The 15219-nt window shown below is 68.3% G+C and carries 18 protein-coding genes; 9 read left to right on the forward strand and 9 right to left on the reverse strand.

Annotated features, from left to right (window positions below; genetic code table 11):
* The first annotated feature begins 81 nt into the window (after window positions 1-81).
* Window positions 82-957, forward strand: coding sequence for an alpha/beta fold hydrolase (locus tag OG417_RS50185; protein ID WP_329245686.1), 876 nt, complete (start codon window positions 82-84; stop codon window positions 955-957).
* Here OG417_RS50185 and OG417_RS50190 read toward each other — a convergent pair.
* Window positions 954-1655, reverse strand: a complete 702-nt coding sequence (locus OG417_RS50190; RefSeq protein WP_329245689.1) for a suppressor of fused domain protein — start codon at window positions 1653-1655, stop codon at window positions 954-956. The two genes, OG417_RS50185 and OG417_RS50190, sit on opposite strands and share 4 nt — an antisense overlap.
* A 97-nt stretch (window positions 1656-1752) precedes the next feature.
* On the opposite strand from OG417_RS50190, the gene OG417_RS50195 reads away from it, so the two are divergent.
* Both OG417_RS50195 and OG417_RS50200 read left to right on the forward strand, forming a co-directional pair.
* The gene (locus tag OG417_RS50195) at window positions 1753-2136 is read left to right on the forward strand and encodes an Imm32 family immunity protein (RefSeq protein WP_329245693.1); all 384 of its coding nucleotides are present in this window, start codon (window positions 1753-1755) and stop codon (window positions 2134-2136) included.
* Between the two features lie 34 nt (window positions 2137-2170).
* Window positions 2171-2578 carry a hypothetical protein gene (locus OG417_RS50200; RefSeq protein ID WP_329245696.1) on the forward strand — a complete coding sequence of 136 codons (408 nt, stop codon included), beginning with the start codon at window positions 2171-2173 and terminating at the stop codon, window positions 2576-2578.
* Between the two features lie 14 nt (window positions 2579-2592).
* Here the strand turns inward: OG417_RS50200 and OG417_RS50205 are convergent, their stop codons facing one another.
* On the reverse strand, window positions 2593-3114 hold the full coding sequence (locus tag OG417_RS50205; RefSeq protein ID WP_329245698.1) for a hypothetical protein: 522 nt from the start codon (window positions 3112-3114) through the stop codon (window positions 2593-2595).
* Between the two features lie 78 nt (window positions 3115-3192).
* On the reverse strand, window positions 3193-3972 hold the full coding sequence (locus OG417_RS50210) for a DUF6585 family protein (protein WP_329245701.1): 780 nt from the start codon (window positions 3970-3972) through the stop codon (window positions 3193-3195).
* A 221-nt stretch (window positions 3973-4193) separates the two neighbouring features.
* Here OG417_RS50210 and OG417_RS50215 point away from each other — a divergent pair, with 221 nt between their 5' ends.
* Both OG417_RS50215 and OG417_RS50220 read left to right on the forward strand, forming a co-directional pair.
* Complete coding sequence (locus tag OG417_RS50215) at window positions 4194-4715, forward strand: RNA polymerase sigma factor (RefSeq protein WP_329245705.1); 522 nt, start codon at window positions 4194-4196, stop codon at window positions 4713-4715.
* A complete protein-coding gene (locus tag OG417_RS50220) occupies window positions 4712-5308 on the forward strand; it encodes a VOC family protein (RefSeq protein WP_329245708.1) in 597 nt (198 codons plus the stop codon). The genes OG417_RS50215 and OG417_RS50220 overlap by 4 nt, the downstream gene beginning before the upstream one ends.
* A gap of 91 nt (window positions 5309-5399) precedes the next feature.
* Here the strand turns inward: OG417_RS50220 and OG417_RS50225 are convergent, their stop codons facing one another.
* Window positions 5400-5936: a YkgB family protein gene (locus OG417_RS50225; protein WP_329245711.1), complete on the reverse strand. Its 537-nt coding sequence runs from the start codon at window positions 5934-5936 to the stop codon at window positions 5400-5402.
* Window positions 5937-6261: 325 nt separating this feature from the next.
* On the opposite strand from OG417_RS50225, the gene OG417_RS50230 reads away from it, so the two are divergent.
* The 3 genes from OG417_RS50230 (at window position 6262) to OG417_RS50240 (ending at window position 8406) form a co-directional block, all read left to right on the forward strand.
* Window positions 6262-6483: a hypothetical protein gene (locus OG417_RS50230; protein WP_329245713.1), complete on the forward strand. Its 222-nt coding sequence runs from the start codon at window positions 6262-6264 to the stop codon at window positions 6481-6483.
* A 234-nt stretch (window positions 6484-6717) separates the two neighbouring features.
* Window positions 6718-8088 carry a serine/threonine-protein kinase gene (locus OG417_RS50235; RefSeq protein WP_329245716.1) on the forward strand — a complete coding sequence of 457 codons (1371 nt, stop codon included), beginning with the start codon at window positions 6718-6720 and terminating at the stop codon, window positions 8086-8088.
* A 66-nt stretch (window positions 8089-8154) separates the two neighbouring features.
* A complete protein-coding gene (locus tag OG417_RS50240) occupies window positions 8155-8406 on the forward strand; it encodes a hypothetical protein (RefSeq protein WP_329245718.1) in 252 nt (83 codons plus the stop codon).
* 305 nt (window positions 8407-8711) lie between these two features.
* Here OG417_RS50240 and OG417_RS50245 read toward each other — a convergent pair whose 3' ends face one another.
* A complete protein-coding gene (locus OG417_RS50245) occupies window positions 8712-8894 on the reverse strand; it encodes a hypothetical protein (RefSeq protein ID WP_329245721.1) in 183 nt (60 codons plus the stop codon).
* Between the two features lie 556 nt (window positions 8895-9450).
* On the opposite strand from OG417_RS50245, the gene OG417_RS50250 reads away from it, so the two are divergent.
* Window positions 9451-11913 carry a S9 family peptidase gene (locus OG417_RS50250; RefSeq protein WP_329245723.1) on the forward strand — a complete coding sequence of 821 codons (2463 nt, stop codon included), beginning with the start codon at window positions 9451-9453 and terminating at the stop codon, window positions 11911-11913.
* Window positions 11914-12328: 415 nt separating this feature from the next.
* Here the strand turns inward: OG417_RS50250 and OG417_RS50255 are convergent, their stop codons facing one another.
* The 4 genes from OG417_RS50255 to tgmB are packed head-to-tail and all read right to left on the reverse strand — an operon-like array spanning window position 12329 to window position 15217.
* On the reverse strand, window positions 12329-12484 hold the full coding sequence (locus OG417_RS50255) for a hypothetical protein (protein WP_329245726.1): 156 nt from the start codon (window positions 12482-12484) through the stop codon (window positions 12329-12331).
* Window positions 12485-12524: 40 nt separating this feature from the next.
* On the reverse strand, window positions 12525-13052 hold the full coding sequence (locus tag OG417_RS50260) for a hypothetical protein (protein WP_329245729.1): 528 nt from the start codon (window positions 13050-13052) through the stop codon (window positions 12525-12527).
* A gap of 28 nt (window positions 13053-13080) precedes the next feature.
* Complete coding sequence (tgmC, locus tag OG417_RS50265; protein WP_329245733.1) at window positions 13081-14274, reverse strand: ATP-grasp peptide maturase system methyltransferase; 1194 nt, start codon at window positions 14272-14274, stop codon at window positions 13081-13083.
* Window positions 14267-15217 (reverse strand): ATP-grasp ribosomal peptide maturase, encoded by a 951-nt coding sequence (gene tgmB, locus OG417_RS50270; protein WP_329245736.1) that lies wholly within the window; start codon window positions 15215-15217, stop codon window positions 14267-14269. Before tgmB ends, tgmC begins: the two co-directional genes overlap by 8 nt.
* Window positions 15218-15219: the final 2 nt, after the last annotated feature.

Below are 15219 nucleotides of genomic sequence, written 5' to 3' on the forward strand. Positions count from 1 at the left end.
GTCGCGCTGACCGGATGCTCATTCGCGCCCGGCAGGCTGCCTGGTGTTCTCGTTCCTCCACCGTACGGAAAGGACGGCACCATGCCGCCTGCCATCCCCGGCTTCGACTACCGCCGCGTCCCCGTCGCCGACGGCGTGTCCCTGAACACCGCCGTCGGCGGCACCGGCAGCCCGATCGTGCTGCTGCACGGCTTCCCGCAGACCCACCTGATGTGGCGGCACGTCGCGGCGGACCTCGCCGCGGACCACACGGTGATCTGCCCCGACCTGCGCGGGTACGGGGCGAGCGACAAGCCGCCCGCCGACGATGAGACGACGTACGCGAAACGCACGATGGCCGCCGACGTCGTCGCCCTGGCCCGGGCCCTGGGACACGAACGTTTCGCGCTCGCCGGGCACGACCGGGGCGCCCTGGTCGCGTTCCGCGCGGGCCTGGACCATCCCGACGCGATCTCCCACCTGGCCTGCCTGGACGTCCTGCCGACCCTGGACATGTGGGAGGTCATGCACGGCACGACGGCCGCGGTGGGCTTCCACCTGTTCCTGATGGCCCAGCCGCCCGGCCTGCCGGAGCAGATGATCGCCGCGAGCGCGGACGCGTTCTTCGGCCACTTCCTCGACATCTGGGCCCTGGACCGTACGGCGATCCCCGCCGACGTCCGCGCCGCGTACCTGGACGCCTGCCGTGCCGCCGTGGTCTCCATCGTCGCCGACTACCGCGCCTCCGCCGGCATCGACGTACGGCACGACGCGGACGACCGCGCGGCCGGGCGGCGGCTGGAGATGCCGGTGACCGTGCTCCAGCAGGACTGGGGCGCGGCCCTGGGCTACGACGCGGTCGCCCTCTGGCGCGCCTGGGCCTCCGACCTGCGACACTCCTCCGTGACGTACGGCCACTTCATGGCCGAGGAGGCCCCTGCCGAGGTCGCCAAGGCCCTACGCGAACTCCTCGCCTAGACACTGCTCGGCCGCGCCGGGTCGAACAGTTCGCTCACCGTGATCCGGTCGAACGCGTCGAGCAGCGCCTGGGTGCCCTCGGTCACCTTCAGATCGATCTCGGCGGGATGCAGCGGTACGAGGGCGAGCAGCGAGATCTGCTTCCCCTCCGCGGTCGTGATGGTGCGCGCCTCCTCGGGATGATTGATCATCGGCGCGACGAGGACACCGGCGAACGGGGTACCGTCCGCGTACGGTTCGGCCGGATCGCCGTTGGGCACCGAGTGCCACACCCCGATCCACGTGCCGTACTCGTGCGGCAGGCGCGCCACCATCTTCAGCAGCCGGATCGGCCAGTGCGCCTTCTCGTCCTCGTTCTGGCCGTCGGCGCTGAAGGGCCAGTCCGGGGGCAGGCAGATGAGAAGCTCGGCATACGGGCCGACGCCATCCGGCACCGTCATGGGCAGGTCGCTCATGCCGGAGGTGACGAGGGTGAAGAACGGCCGCTCGGGGGTCGGCTCGACCACGTGCACGTCGATGTGGACGAGGTCTGAGATCATCTCGTGCCACACGAAGGCGATCTTCCCGAAGTGCCGCTGGATGTGCCGTTCGACGGCCTCCGCGGAGTCCCGGTCGGTGGGCGCGGCGGGTTCCCACGTACGCTCCCGCGCCGTATGCCGGAACAGCCCGCTGCCGGTAGGCGTTTCGGAGGGATTCATGGCGGGTGAGCGTAGAGGCCCCCTCCGACGACGGCAGGATCGGCACGCGCCCGAGCCCGCCGGCGCGATCGCCGCGGACACCAGCCGAGGAACGCCGATGGAGATCCTGTCCTATCCGAACAGCCGCGAACTGTGTCTCGTCGCGACGACGACCGAACTCTCGCGGCTCGCGGCCGCGGTGGCCGCAGGCGAGGGATCGTTCGCCTGCTCCCCCACGTCGCCGCAAGGCCGCGCGGTCACGGCCGTACGGGTCGTCGGCACGGCCGGTCCGGGCGTCCGGGTCGACGTCTCAGAGGGCACTCTGCTGATCGACGGTGACGCCGAGGCGCGTGCCGTACTCGCCGACAACCTCCGTGACATGGCCGCCATGGAGGACGGCGGCCACCTGCACGTCGACCACTTCCCCGGCCATCCGTACCTGGCGGCCGGCTCGGTTCCGCTGGTCGTCGAGAGTCCGCACGGAGGCATGCCGAGGCGCTGACGCCCGACGGTCCGGTCGATCTACCCTGTCGGGCATGGCGCGGCTGGACTTCGAACTCGCCTACGCGGACGGCGTCACGACGGCGCGGCTGCTGTCGGAGTTCGGGGAAGGCGTGGTCGAAGTCCACTGGTCCGGCCTGCACGAGCTGGAGTACTCCCCGGATCCGGCCCGCAATCCCTTTCTCCGGTACGGCGTGAACAACGGGAATCGGGAGGAGGTCGCCGTCTACACCGGACGGGCCGGGGCCTTCACCGCGAGACCGCGTCGTTCCGCGATTCCGACCTGGGACCGCGACGCCGCGATCCGCCATCTGCGGCGGCAGGATTTCGACCTGGTCTCCTGGGAGTACCGGATCGAGGCCGACGAACTCGCGTGGCCGGACCGCGACCAGGGGTTCGCCGTCCCCCGGGTCTCGCTCGGGCCCGGAGACGTCCTCGGCTGAGCCCGTGGCGACGGCTATTGCCAGAACTCGAGCCAGAAGAGGAACAGCCGGGCCAGAGCACCTGGAGCGCCCGCGCCGAAGGCGACCACCATGGCCTGGCCTACGGCGACGTCGGTGGGGTCGACGCCGGGTGCCCAGTCCAGCCGGGCGTCGATGCCGGGAAGAGTGCGGACGGGAGAGTAGGAGCGCAGGCCGCCACGTACGCCGGCGATGGGCGTACCGTCGCGCAGGAGCCGGGCTCGGAACAGCCCGGTCGGCCGCAGCAGGTAGTCCCGGTCGCCGACGCGGGCGGTGCACGCACGCGCCTTCCTGCGCAGGTCCCACCCGCTGCCCACGCCCTGTCTCGCCGGCACGCGCCGCCCGTCGACGCTGAGGCCGCGGCCGGGCAGAACGGTGACGGCGGGCATGCCCGGCCCCTCCACATGCACGATCACCGAGGGCCAGCGGTCATGGCTGATGCGTACCGGCCCGAACGGACTGGCGGCCGTCCGGTGCCGGGAGAGACGCACCCGGCGGCGCCTGGTAAGGAGGGACACGCTCTGACTCCCGAGCGTCGAAGATCGGTTCAGTCTGTACGACGCCGCTCGGGCCCGGTGGCGTTCCCGCCGACGGCGCTATCTCATGCCGGCGGCGGATACGCGCAGGCGTTCGGCCAGGGCGTAGAAGACGAAGAAGTTGGGAATCGATCGCACCATGGTCGTGGTCAGCGCCAGCCACTTGCCTTCGACGCGCAGGGAGACGCGGCCGTCCTTGACCTTGATCTCCTGGATCCTCGTCCACGGGACGGACTTCCCCGAGGCCCACACCGTGTCCCTGTTGAGGGAGATGTCGCCGAACGTCAGCACCCCTCCGCCCTGGATCGTGGCGACGGCGCGCGGAAGCTGGGCGTCGGTCACGGCCTGCTGGATGGCCTGACCCCATTCTTCGGGCCGGTGGAACCCGCCGGCGAGCCCGAGGGTCTGGCCGGAGGGATCGATCAGCCGGTACGAGTAGCTGGTGCGGACGTAGACGCCGTTGCGGTAGTGCCTGACCGTGTTCTGGTAGACGGTGGTGGAGTCCCACCGCCGTACGTGGACCTGCCCGCCGACGCCGACGCAGACCAGCCCCTGGTCGAAGAACAGGAGTTGCTGGCCTTCCTTCTGCCGGTTCAGCAGCGCCAGCCGCCCGAACCGGATGCCGAAGACGACCGCGAAGATCAACCCAAGGATCGTGAGGAAGATGACGCCCGTGGCCACGCCGAGCAGCGCCACCAGCACCGCCACACCCGCCACCACGCCGCCCGCCTTTAACCGGCCCGGAGACATCAGCGCCGCCGGATAGGTCGCCCGATGAGCACCGAGCTGCGCCCGCTGAACGGCCTCATTGATCCTCGCGGAGACGTCTGGTGCTTCCATCGCCTGCTCTCACTGGGTAATCCCGCGCGGTCGGATAGAGAGACAATAATGTCTGTGAAGCCAACCGCGGCAAGCTCGTGGTGAATATCCGGCATCCGTCCCGGGTTACGCGGCCCGCGGCACGGCCGGTCACGTTCCGACCCGAATACAGATCGTCGCCGTCCGCAAAAAGTTCGCCACCGGCCCGTTGGAGTGTCGGCCGCACGAACGACGATGAAAGCGTGACGCACCCACAGGTGCGGCCCGACCCGGCGTTCGGGCTGCTGAAGCTGTACGACGATGCGCTGCCGCACGTCTACGGCTACCTGCTGGCCCGCTGCGGCGACGCCGGCCTGGCCGAGGACCTCACGGCCGAGTCGTTCCTGGCCGCCGTGCACGCGGTCCGCAAGCCGGGCGCGCCCGATCCGTCGATCCCGTGGCTGATCGGGGTCGCCCGGCACAAGCTCGCCGACCACTGGCGACGGGTCGAGCGGGAGCAACGCGGCTTGCGCCTGCTGGACGCCGAGCCGGCGCGCGTCGACGACCCGTGGGAGACGACCGTCGACCGGATCCGGGCCCGTGAGGTGCTCGACCGTCTCGGCGCGCACCACCGGGCCGCGCTCACGCTGCGCTACCTCGACGGGCTGCCGGTGCCCGAGGTGGCCGAGCACCTGGACCGTACCGTGCACGCCACCGAGGCACTGCTGGTACGGGCCCGGGCCGCGTTCCGCCGGATCTACGAGGGAGAGGAGGGCTCGCGATGACGGATCCGTTCGAGGCTCTGCGCGAGCCCATCACGCCGGTCGATCCGGACCCCGACTTCGCCGGGCGCCTGCGGCAGCGGCTGACCCGGGAGGTCCTCGCACACCCAGGAGGAACCATGTCCCAACAGACCGCCGCGACCCCGGTCGAGCACGAGCCTGCCCCGCCGCCGGCGCTGACCCCCTACATCGTCGTGTCCGACGCCCGGCGCGCCATGGACTGGTATGTCGAGGTATTCGGCGCCCAGCGCCGGGGCGAGCTCCACGTCAACCCGGACGGCACGATCGGCCACGCCGAGGTGGGCATCGACGACGCGGTGCTGATGTTCGCCGAAGCGTCCGACCTCTGGCCCGACGTGCCCGTACGTGCCCCCGAATCCCCCACGACGTTCAGCCACACACTCCATCTGGAGGTCGACGACGTCGACGCCACGACCGAACGCGCCCGGAGCAACGGCGCCTCGGTGGAGCGGGAGCCGACCGACCAGCCCTACGGCCGCGGCTCAGTGATCGTCGACCCGTTCGGCCACCGGTGGATGCTGCTCCGGCCACCGGCACGGACCACCCGGCCACACCAGCACGACACCGCGGAGTGACGTCGGCGGCAGGGAACGCCCATTGATCGGACGGTCCACCCGGGATCGTCTCCGCGTCGGTGGACGTGCGCATCCACTGTCGCCTGGTCGGTCACTCATTCTGGTACACACGCCCGGACGAACACGGCGTGGAACCGGCGGCGTGCGCCCTCCGGGCGGCCTCGAGTGAGTCGCCCAGGGTCCATAGCGCCACGCCGATCAACACGAGGTCCTTGAGGAGGAACTGCCCAGGCTGAGCCGACAGTACCGGGAACCCGTCGGCGAAGGTGTCCACGACCCCTGGGGTGGTGAACAGGAAGCTCAGCGTTCCCAGGAACAGTACGACCGCGAGAGCGCTGCCTATGGCAGAGACCCTGGGCCAAAGCCGGTGAACAGCGATGAACGCCGCGGCGATGATTTCCATACTGCCCAGCAAATTCGCGACCGTCCCATAACTCAGGAAATCGTATAGCCAGCTCAGCAGGGGGCTGTGCTCGATCAGTACTCGGCTCTCCATTTTGACGTACTTGCCCGCACCGATCCACGCCAGGACCACGACCAGTCCATATCGGCTCACCAGCCGACCGGCTACCGAGATCCGGCTGCCGGCTCTTTCCAGTGATGCCGGAATACCTGACACGTTCGCCATGATTGATTCCTCTCGCCATGGAGCTTGCGAGTTGGTCATGTCCTGTTGGCGTCGCTGCCGCTCGGCGTCTTACCTGCGGATTTTTCGCTCGCCGAGTGGTGGCTAACATGAAAGACATGGGCGACGCCGGAGCGCGCCGTGGAGGAGCAGTTGACCGAACGGCAACGCCGGATCTGCACAGCGCTCGTACTCAACGGCGAGCATTGGTCCTCCAGCTCGGTTCTCACCGGAACGCGATCTACAAGACGGTGTTCGAGGCCAGGCGCGAGCCGCGGGTCGCGCTCGCCGCGTACGGTCATGTGGACAACGACCTGGCGAGGCGCTCATGAACGGCTGGGCTGAACTGGACCGCTTCCTGCACACCGACCCGCGCGACGTGGGGTGCGAGAAGGCAATGGCCCTCCTCCACGTCTACGTCGAACTGGTGGCGCAGGACGCTGGGGCGGAACAGCGCTACCCGGGCATCGCCGCGCACCTGCGCGCGTGCGGCCCGTGCTCGGAGGATTTCGAGGGGCTACTGGCCGCGATATGTGGCCAGCCGGACTGAGGAGCCGAAGAAACCTCTTGGCCAGGGCACCTGCGGGGAGGCGACGCCACCGCCACCCCGCGAACACATCGCTTCAGCACCCGGTCAGGCGGTCAGGTGCCTCCGTTCGGTCACGCGGAGCCTGCGTCGGGCGCGCGACGGACCTCGATGAAACCACCATCGACCCAGGCCAGCCAGCATAGGAACTGAAACGTTTGTTTGAGGGCGCGGCGGTGGTTGGTCTACGTTCCTGACGTGGCTGAGGATCTTGGGCGTGTACTGCTGGGAAGGTACCGGCTGATCGAACCGCTGGGGCGGGGCGGCATGGGCACGGTCTGGCGTGCGCACGATGAGCGGCTCGGCCGGCAGGTGGCCGTCAAGGAACTGCGGTTGCCCGACGACCTGGACAGCGAGCAGCGGGCCACCTGGACGGCGCGCCTGGACCGGGAGGCGCGCGCGGCGGCCCGGCTGCGCCACCCCGGCATCGTCGGCGTCCACGACCTGGTCATCGGCGACGACGGGCAGCCGTGGATCATCATGGAGTTGGTGCCCGGCCGCTCCCTGGCCATGACGCTCGCCGAGCAGGGACCGACCTCACCGGACCGCGCCGCCGCCCTCGGTCTGCAGATCCTGGAGGCGCTGACCGCCGCACATCAGGCAGGGATCGTTCACCGCGACCTCAAACCGGCCAACGTTCTCCTGGACGGCGACCGCGTCCTGCTGACCGACTTCGGCATCGCCGTGGTCGACGGCGAAGCCACTCTCACCCGCTCGGGCGCACTGCTGGGCACGCCGGCGTTCATGGCCCCCGAACAGGTCCGCGGCCAGACCGTCACCGCCGCCTGCGACCTGTGGGCGCTGGGAGCGACTTTGTACACGGCCGTCGAGGGCCGTCCTCCGTTCGAGGGCGCGACCACCGGAGCCGTCCTGGTCGCCGTCGCCACCGACGATCCGGCACCGATGACCGCCGCGGGTCCGCTCGCGCCGGTCGTCAACGCGCTCCTCCACAAAGACCCCGCGCGGCGTCCGACCGCCGACCACCTCCGGGCGATGCTGACCCGCATCACCCTCGCCCCGCCGCCCCTCTCTCCGCCCGCACCCGTCGCGGTGACGGCAACCGAGCCGCCACCACGTCCGTATTACGCACCACCGGTTCCTCCGCCTCCGCGTCCCGCGCCGGTATGGCGCAGACCGGCCGTACTGATCACGGTGGCCGCCGCGGCGGCGCTCATCCTCATAGGGGCCGGCGCAGCGCTCGTCTACGCCCGTCAGGACCCCGCCTACGATGCCAACAAACGCGTCGCCGCGGCCCTGGGAGCGCCCTCCGGGTTCACCCTGAAAGACGAGCAGAAACTCAAAGCCGACCGGGCGCGCCGGACATTCTCAGGGTGCCGGATGTTCTGCGGCCAGGGCGCAAAATTGCAGGCCACACAGATCAACTACATCCGCACCTGGCTGCAGACGAACCGTTCGGTGTCCGCGATACTCCCGGCCCAGATCACACCGGACGGCACGAGCTGCGTCTTCGTCGTCCGGACCAAGGCCGGCCCCGAGGCCACCGTGCGGATCACGATCTCACAGAAGCCGAAGGAGGACTTCCTCCTCCAACTGGAGGTTGGTCGCTAGTCTCCCACCGCTTCCGGCTCCAGCCCAGCGACTCCTGTCAGCAACCGCCAGGACCTGTGCCCGGAGGTGATCCGCCGACTGGACAGCGACCTTTCTCCTCCACCAGCGACGAACCGCAAGAACTGGGCGTCGAGCCTGCGACGCATCTCGACCGAGTTCCTTTCCCTGGCCGACCGCGAGGACAGGCTCGACGTTGAGACACAGATGCGGAACCTGTCACTGGACTACTTCGAATTGGCACAGGCCGACGACGCCAAAGGCATCCTCGCCGACCGCAGCCACCACGAGTCGCAACTCAGGAATCTGTGCGGTAGATGATCCGTCCCGCGTTTCCTGGGACGTCTTCCCCCCGGCGCCTGGGATCCGGATCTCGTGGTGTAGTCACCCAGTTGGTCACCCACTCGGCAGCAAAAGGCCCCTTCCGTGACCGGAAGGGGCCTTTGACCTGGGAGCCGCATGTCGGAATGGAACCGACGACCTATTCATTACGAGTTCGAGTAAAAGCTATTCGGCGACGTCCGCCGAGGTACGTCCGGCCAGCTAAGACAGCTGGTGGCGTACCTCGGCGAGCAGACGTGCATCCCGCTTACATGCGTCGGAATGAGACCACGTTTGAGACCGCTCTAACGGCGCTGCTGGTGGCCCTGGCGTGCCTGCTGGCACGCAGCTTCGACCAGGGGTCGCCCGCCTCGGCGCGGCGGCACGACTCCCGCAGCACGGCCGTGGATGGCGAACAGGCCGAGGGCCGGCTTGGGCAGGGTGGCCATGGCTCGGGGGCCGTTGCCGCGGATGGGCCTGCTGGTCATCCTCGCGCCAGACGATGCCGGGCCGGGACTCCTCTCACCCGGACCACTCGTGATCCAGGCCCCGAGGTGGTGTCCACGATCAAGGGAGAAGGCCCCGTTGTCGGAGTTCATCGAAGAAAGCGGCGCGATGGCCGATAGCGGACGCAAACCAGTGTGTCAGAAGAAACGATCGGTACAGAAACAGATAGATGGGAAAAAGTTTAATACGGGCGGCACCTAATTAGTAGCAGTAAGTGTCTACCGAATCACACATCGCGATCACATGGCCTGGCAACGATGACCACGTTCGTTGACGTCGGATTGCTGCGGTGTTCCAATGCGCCAGGGTGCCTCTCCGGAAAATAGTGACGGGAGTTGCACATCAGTCAGCATTGCCTGATGAGGCGAGCGTCGCGGAGTCGGTCTTCCCTCAGTCAAAACAGCATCAGGAGGCGTCCCATGCCGAATTGCTGCGTGCTGTGCGTCGAGCAGGAAGGATCCGCCACCTGGCCCTAATCCGCATCATCTGTCGAATCGCCTTTTCATTCTTGTCCAACTCGCATTTTGGAGTGGTTAGGTGAAACGCATTTACATGCTGATAGCTGGAGCAGCGGCCCCCTTGCTCGGGCTCGCGCTGGTTCCAGGGGTCACCGTCGGGACGGCCGCGTACGCCACGGAGGCAGCCCCGCCGCCGGGGGCGGTGCTGTCTCCGGATGGCAAGCAGGCGGCATGGGTGTCCAACGACGCCAAGAGCATCTTGAGGGAGACCCGCAAGGGGGCGCATTGGAGCGACCCCAAGCAGCTATTGACGATTCGCGGCACCGTCGGCAAACTCGTGTTTTCGCCCGACAGTAAGCAGCTGGCGTTCGAAAACCCACGCGGGGACCACGGCTTCATCGCGGTTTACGACAGCAACACGAACAAGATCGGCTACGTCGACCCGTCATTCGGGACCGACAGCGCGCCAGCTTGGACGCCCGGCGGGAAACAGATTTCGTTCGTGCGCAGCTACCCGGGGATTCCCGACCAGCAGCTGACCAAGCCCGTGCCTTCATTTGGCCGTTGGACCCCGCCGCCGGCACGCGCCAACGATGTGTTCACGGTCGGAGACATCCTGCAGGCGCCGATATCCTACGGGCCCCAGCCTTCCGGCGACGGCCACTCGATCGCCTACATCACGCGCGAGGCCTATGATCGCGCGATCTACTTCATGCCTGTCGGAGGCAATTCGGGCAAGATCGTCGACTACCCGGACGACGATGGGCAAGAGCTCTCGCAGCTCGCCCTGTCGCGCACCGGCGCCGCGGTCGCCTATGTACGCGGCAGCTCGCCGAACAGCGCCGGGGAGATCCTCAATCCGGCCTCGACGCCCATCCCGCCGCACCGGCAGGTATTCGTCGTCTCCTCGCGCGGGGGGAAGCCACGGCTACTCGGCGACGGGCTCGCGCCGGCGTTCACGCCCGACGACAGCATGCTCGTCTGGGTCAACGGCACGAGCATCATGAGCGCCACCCTGACCTGGAACCCCAGCGGCGATCTGACGCGTGTCGGCCGCTCCCAGCCGCTACTCACGGTGCCCAGCGGCTCCCCGTCCAACCTGCGCTTTTCGCCAGACGGTGCCAAGCTGCTCTACTCGCGATCGGGCGGCACCGAGGTGTTCGACATGAACACGCACACGACGACGGCGATCGACCACACCGGTGCGAGCGACGCGAACCCGGTGTGGTCGCCTGACGGCACGCAGATCGCGTTCCGGCGCACCATCTCAGGGCAACCGTGGTCGATCTGGGTCGCCGACGCGGCCACGCTGACGCTGCGGCAGGTCTGGCAGGCCTCGCCCGGGCTGGGCTCGAGCTACTATGCGCTCGACGAGAACCCGACGTTCGAGAGCCAACCGGGTGACCAGCTGATGTGGTCCGACGACGGCACGCTCGCGTTCGTGTGGGAGGTCGACGGCTGGCGCCACCTCTACTCAGTGCCAGTCGCCGGTGGCACCCCGACGCTGCTGACGCCCGGCGACGGCGAGGTCGAGACAGCGCAGGTCACGCTGGATCACAAGTCGATCATCTATGCCACCAATATCGGCGACATCGCCCGACGGCACCTGTTCTCGGTCGGCTTCCACGGCGGCACGCCGCAGGCGGACACCGGCGGTCACCCGAGCCAGTGGGCTCCGGCGCCGCTCGCCGACGGCAAGCTCGCCTATGCCGAGGGCAGCTACAACGTCCCACCGACGGTGTACATCAGTGACGCTGCGGGCAAACGCGCCCGCGGTGGCCCCGGCCTGCCAAAGTCCTACCCGCTGCACCAGCTCGTCGAGCCGAAGGCGGTCACGTTCCCCTCGTCGGTGGACCATCAGACCGTCCATGGGCAGCTGTTCGTGCCGACCCATCCAACGGGCTGCGCGCTGATCTTCCCACACGGCGGTCCGTCGCGGCAGATGCTGTTGGGCTACCACTACTACGACACGTACACCGTCCTGTACGAGGAGAACGAGTACTTCGCCAGCCACGGCTGCATCGTGCTCTCCGTCGACTACCGGGGCGGCATCATGTACGGCAATGCATGGCGCACGGCCCCAGGCCGCGGCGGCACCAGCGCCAGCGAGTACCAGGACATCCAGGGCGGCGCGGCATTCCTGCTCGCGCAGCCGCAGGTCGATCCCGCGAAGGTCGGTATCTACGGGCTCTCCTACGGCGGCTACCTGACGTCGCTCGGGGTCTCACGGAACTCTGACATCTTCAAGGTCGCCTGGGACATGGCCGGCAACTCCGGCGATGCCGCGATCGCCAACCTCGCCTCGTGGACGGCGCCGACGCTGATCGAGCAGGGCGACGACGATCGCAACGTCAACTTCAGCAGCAACGTCGCAGTCGTCGACGCGATCAAGGCACAGAAGCCGGAGCTGAAATTCGCGACCAAGGTCATGCCGAACGAGCAGCATGAGATGTACATGCGCTTCCGCGATCTGGTCGATGTCTACGACGTCGGCGGCCAGTGGGTGCTCCAACACCTGCTCCCGAGCGGGCCAGCACGATAGCCCCGGCCATACCCGGCGTCGCAGCCGCCGTGTAGATGAGGCAGATCGCTGAGGCCAGGATGCGGGCGGTGGGCCCTTCCACCGCCCGCATCCTGCTCGAACGTCCCTGGCCAGTGCCGAGCGCACCGCTCATTGTGATGCGCTCACGCGTGTCTTGCTCGCCACAGCAGGATCACGCCACGCGGGCGGATGATCACCACCCATCCAGCAGGGCTCCGGTGTTCTTGCGTCTTGTCCGGTTTGATCACGTGAAACCGAGTGTGGAGAGGCAGCGGCCGGGGTCTTGGGCGTGGCGTCGGTTGGCCTGGGCGATTCGATACGGCCGTGCCCATGGATGGTCTGGCCGTGCCCGTCCGCGACGTGCCGCCGCACAGAGCCTTGAGCTACTTGTGCAGGGCGGGCTGATTCCCCAGATCTACCTGACCACGACGGCGTCCCGGCCGCCCGTCCGGTGGGCCATCGCCGAGAACAGCACCAGCCGGCCATCGGCGTCCCAGCTGCCATGGAGGTCCTTGCCATCATCGCGATCGCCCAGCCGCCCTCCCCGCAAGGGACGTGCTCGCGCAGCCACGCTCCCACCTTCCGTCCAGTTCGCCGGCGTACCAGGGCGATCAGCACCCACCACAGCGTGGCCGCGCCCGGCGCGGTGTGAATCGTCGCTTGCCCTGGTCCCAGCGGGCACCCAGCAGCCGCAGCAGTTGTTGCGGCAGGTCGATGGCAGTGAAATACGGAGCGAGGCCGTGGGCGGTGAGGTAGTGGGTCACGGCCTGGCAAGAGTTGTTGCTGACGGCGGCGATGCCGCGGCCGGTCTGGTGCGCTGCCTCGATCACCTCGCGGGCGTGCGGTGTGGCCTCGGCTACCTCGGCGGCGCGTAGCTCCATGGCGCGTAGCTCGTCGTTGACGTCGCGGGTGAGTTCGGGGCTGATGGTGGCGGCGAAGCGCAAGACGTCGAACGGGTCGCGTGACGTTGCGGCTCCGGCGGACAGTTCGATGCCGCGGTCGATCACCAGCTCGCGTAGGTGAGCGGCGATCGTCGGCGCGGGGAGGCCGGCGAAGATGCTGCAGATGGGGCCGTCGAAGTCGAACAGCAGGTAGCGGCTACGGTTCATAACGTCGGCCAGGGTGGCGCCGTGGGTCATCCGGTGAACTCCCGGCTGATGGTGAGGCCTACCAGTCGCCGCAGGCCGCAATATCACCGAGATCCCACACGTGCCCGCTGTCGGGCGAATCCAGCCATAGGGAATGCCCCTCGGGTCCGACCGTCAGGCCGAACGCTTGACGCGGTGGCCGGCCGAGCTGGTCCCACTCGGCGTGGGCGTTCTCCAGCAGAGCCCACAGATCGATCGGGCCGGACTGCCTGACCACCGAGACACCTTCTTCGGTGACCGTCTGGTACGCCCAGGACCCGTCAGTCCCGAGCAACCATCCCTGTTCGGGGCCGTCGTCCGGGACAATGCCGAGACGCTGGGCCGGTACCCGAAGCGCGGCGAACATCCCGAAAGGACCGTCGAGGGCATCGAAGGTGACATGGGTCGGCCGGGTGGTCCCGTCCGCATGGTCGACGCCCTCGTACAGATCGAGGGCCGCAGGCGTCGCATACGTCCGTGTCGGCATGAAGCCGCCGTAGTCGGGCAGGAACCGGCCGGACGCGTGCTCCGCGTCTGTTGCCGTGAGCAGGACGAGGGCGCCGCCGCCAAGGGGCCGGTGTAGGTTCACCAGGATCCGGCCGTCGCGGTGGGTCTGAGCGACCCATGCCGGCGGAACAGCCGGGAGAGAGCAGGTGGCGATGATGCGGTCGTACGGCGCACCGTCGGCGAACCCGTCGCCACCATCGACGACCGCGAGGGTGGGCCGGTAGCCGAGGCTGGCGAGACGTTCCTTCGCGGAGTCCACGAGGGCCGGGTCGATGTCGACGCTCACCACGTGCTCGTCGCCGAGCGCTTCGCACATGAGCGCCGCGTTGTATCCGGTGCCCGTGCCGATCTCCAGGACCCGCCGGCCGCCCTCGATGTCGAGCGCTTCCAGCATTCCCGCCATCAACGCCGGCTGCGATGACGAGCTGGTCGGCACGCCGGTGACGCGGCGTTCGGCCAGAGCTGTCTTCCATGCCTGCTCGTCGCCGTCGAGCTGCGTGAACAGCGTGTCGTCGCTGTACACCGTGCGTAGCCACTCCTCGCGGCATTCTGGGCGGTCGCCGTCAAGCGGGACGAACCATCCGTCCGCGTCGCGGTCGAGGAACACACGCGGTACGAACACGTGCCGTGGCACGCGCTCGAACGCGCGCCGCCACCGTTCGCTGCGCAGCACCCCGGCGCCGGCCAGCTGCTCGACGAGCGCCGCCCGCAGCTCTGTGTCATTCATCTGTTCGCCCCTCGGTGAGTGCGTCAGCGATGGCCGAAGCGATCGCCGGCGCGGCCTGTTCGATCCATGCCCACTGGCCGTTCGGGTTGATCTCTAAGAAGACGTGCGTGCCATCTGGTCGGACGAGGAAGTCGAGCGCGCCGAAGCGTAGACCGAGCCTGGCCATGAAGGTACGTACGCCACGGCGGACATCGCCGGGAAGTTCCGCAACCTCGTAAGTCAGCGCTCCGTAGTCCGAGCGCCAGTCGACGTGTGCTGCGTGGGAGTGCGCGTAGATGGCGGTGGCGAAGAAACGCCCGTCGACGACGGCGACGCGCACCGCGTACTCGTGCTCGATCCACTCTTGCAGCAGGTGAGCGGTGTGGGCGATGCCCGGGTCGCCGAAGGCTTCAGGCAGTACCCGGGTCGCGTAGATCATGCGGGGTTCGCCGTCCTGGTCGACGTGGGTCGAGGCCATCGGCTTGTAAACGACCTCGCCGACCTGTTCGCAGAACGCTTGCGCCTGCTTCGGGTCATTGGTGATGAGCGTCCGGGGGACGTTCAGCCCGCACTGTGCCGCGGTCTGAAGCTGGACGGGCTTGTATTCGGCGTAGGCGATCGCGTGAGGATGGTTCAGCCACGTGTCGAGGCTGGCCAGCAGGCCACCGAACCCGAGCCGGGCCTCTGCGGTCGCCCATCGCCGCGCCTGCTCGGACATACCGTCGGGCAGGTCGAAGGCGGTCGGACGCCGATACAGCACACCGGACACCTCGCGCAGCTCCACCTCACGGGTCGGGTTACGCAAGGTGCCGGCCCACGTGCCGTTCAACGTCGCCGCCACGGTGAGCCGTTGGGGGAACTCGGCGACGTCGCACCGGAACACCGGCACGGACCGCCGGTTCAGCTCCTCGACGACGTGGTCGGCGGTCGGATCGAACCAGTGCGTCAGGACCAGAACGGTCACGG

Origin of the sequence: Actinoallomurus sp. NBC_01490, assembly GCF_036227085.1 — a bacterium.
Classification (GTDB): domain Bacteria; phylum Actinomycetota; class Actinomycetes; order Streptosporangiales; family Streptosporangiaceae; genus Actinoallomurus; species Actinoallomurus oryzae.

Excerpts from the sequence above, each read along its gene's own strand:
- OG417_RS50185 (WP_329245686.1), top strand. The coding sequence starts at position 82 with ATGCCGCCTGCCATCCCCGGCTTCGACTACCGCCGCGTCCCCGTCGCC.
- OG417_RS50190 (WP_329245689.1), bottom strand. The coding sequence starts at position 1,655 with ATGAATCCCTCCGAAACGCCTACCGGCAGCGGGCTGTTCCGGCATACG.
- OG417_RS50195 (WP_329245693.1), top strand. The coding sequence starts at position 1,753 with ATGGAGATCCTGTCCTATCCGAACAGCCGCGAACTGTGTCTCGTCGCG.
- OG417_RS50200 (WP_329245696.1), top strand. The coding sequence starts at position 2,171 with ATGGCGCGGCTGGACTTCGAACTCGCCTACGCGGACGGCGTCACGACG.
- OG417_RS50210 (WP_329245701.1), bottom strand. The coding sequence starts at position 3,972 with ATGGAAGCACCAGACGTCTCCGCGAGGATCAATGAGGCCGTTCAGCGG.
- OG417_RS50220 (WP_329245708.1), top strand. The coding sequence starts at position 4,712 with ATGACGGATCCGTTCGAGGCTCTGCGCGAGCCCATCACGCCGGTCGAT.
- OG417_RS50225 (WP_329245711.1), bottom strand. The coding sequence starts at position 5,936 with ATGGCGAACGTGTCAGGTATTCCGGCATCACTGGAAAGAGCCGGCAGC.
- OG417_RS50230 (WP_329245713.1), top strand. The coding sequence starts at position 6,262 with ATGAACGGCTGGGCTGAACTGGACCGCTTCCTGCACACCGACCCGCGC.
- OG417_RS50245 (WP_329245721.1), bottom strand. The coding sequence starts at position 8,894 with ATGACCAGCAGGCCCATCCGCGGCAACGGCCCCCGAGCCATGGCCACC.
- OG417_RS50260 (WP_329245729.1), bottom strand. The coding sequence starts at position 13,052 with ATGACCCACGGCGCCACCCTGGCCGACGTTATGAACCGTAGCCGCTAC.
- tgmC (WP_329245733.1), bottom strand. The coding sequence starts at position 14,274 with ATGAATGACACAGAGCTGCGGGCGGCGCTCGTCGAGCAGCTGGCCGGC.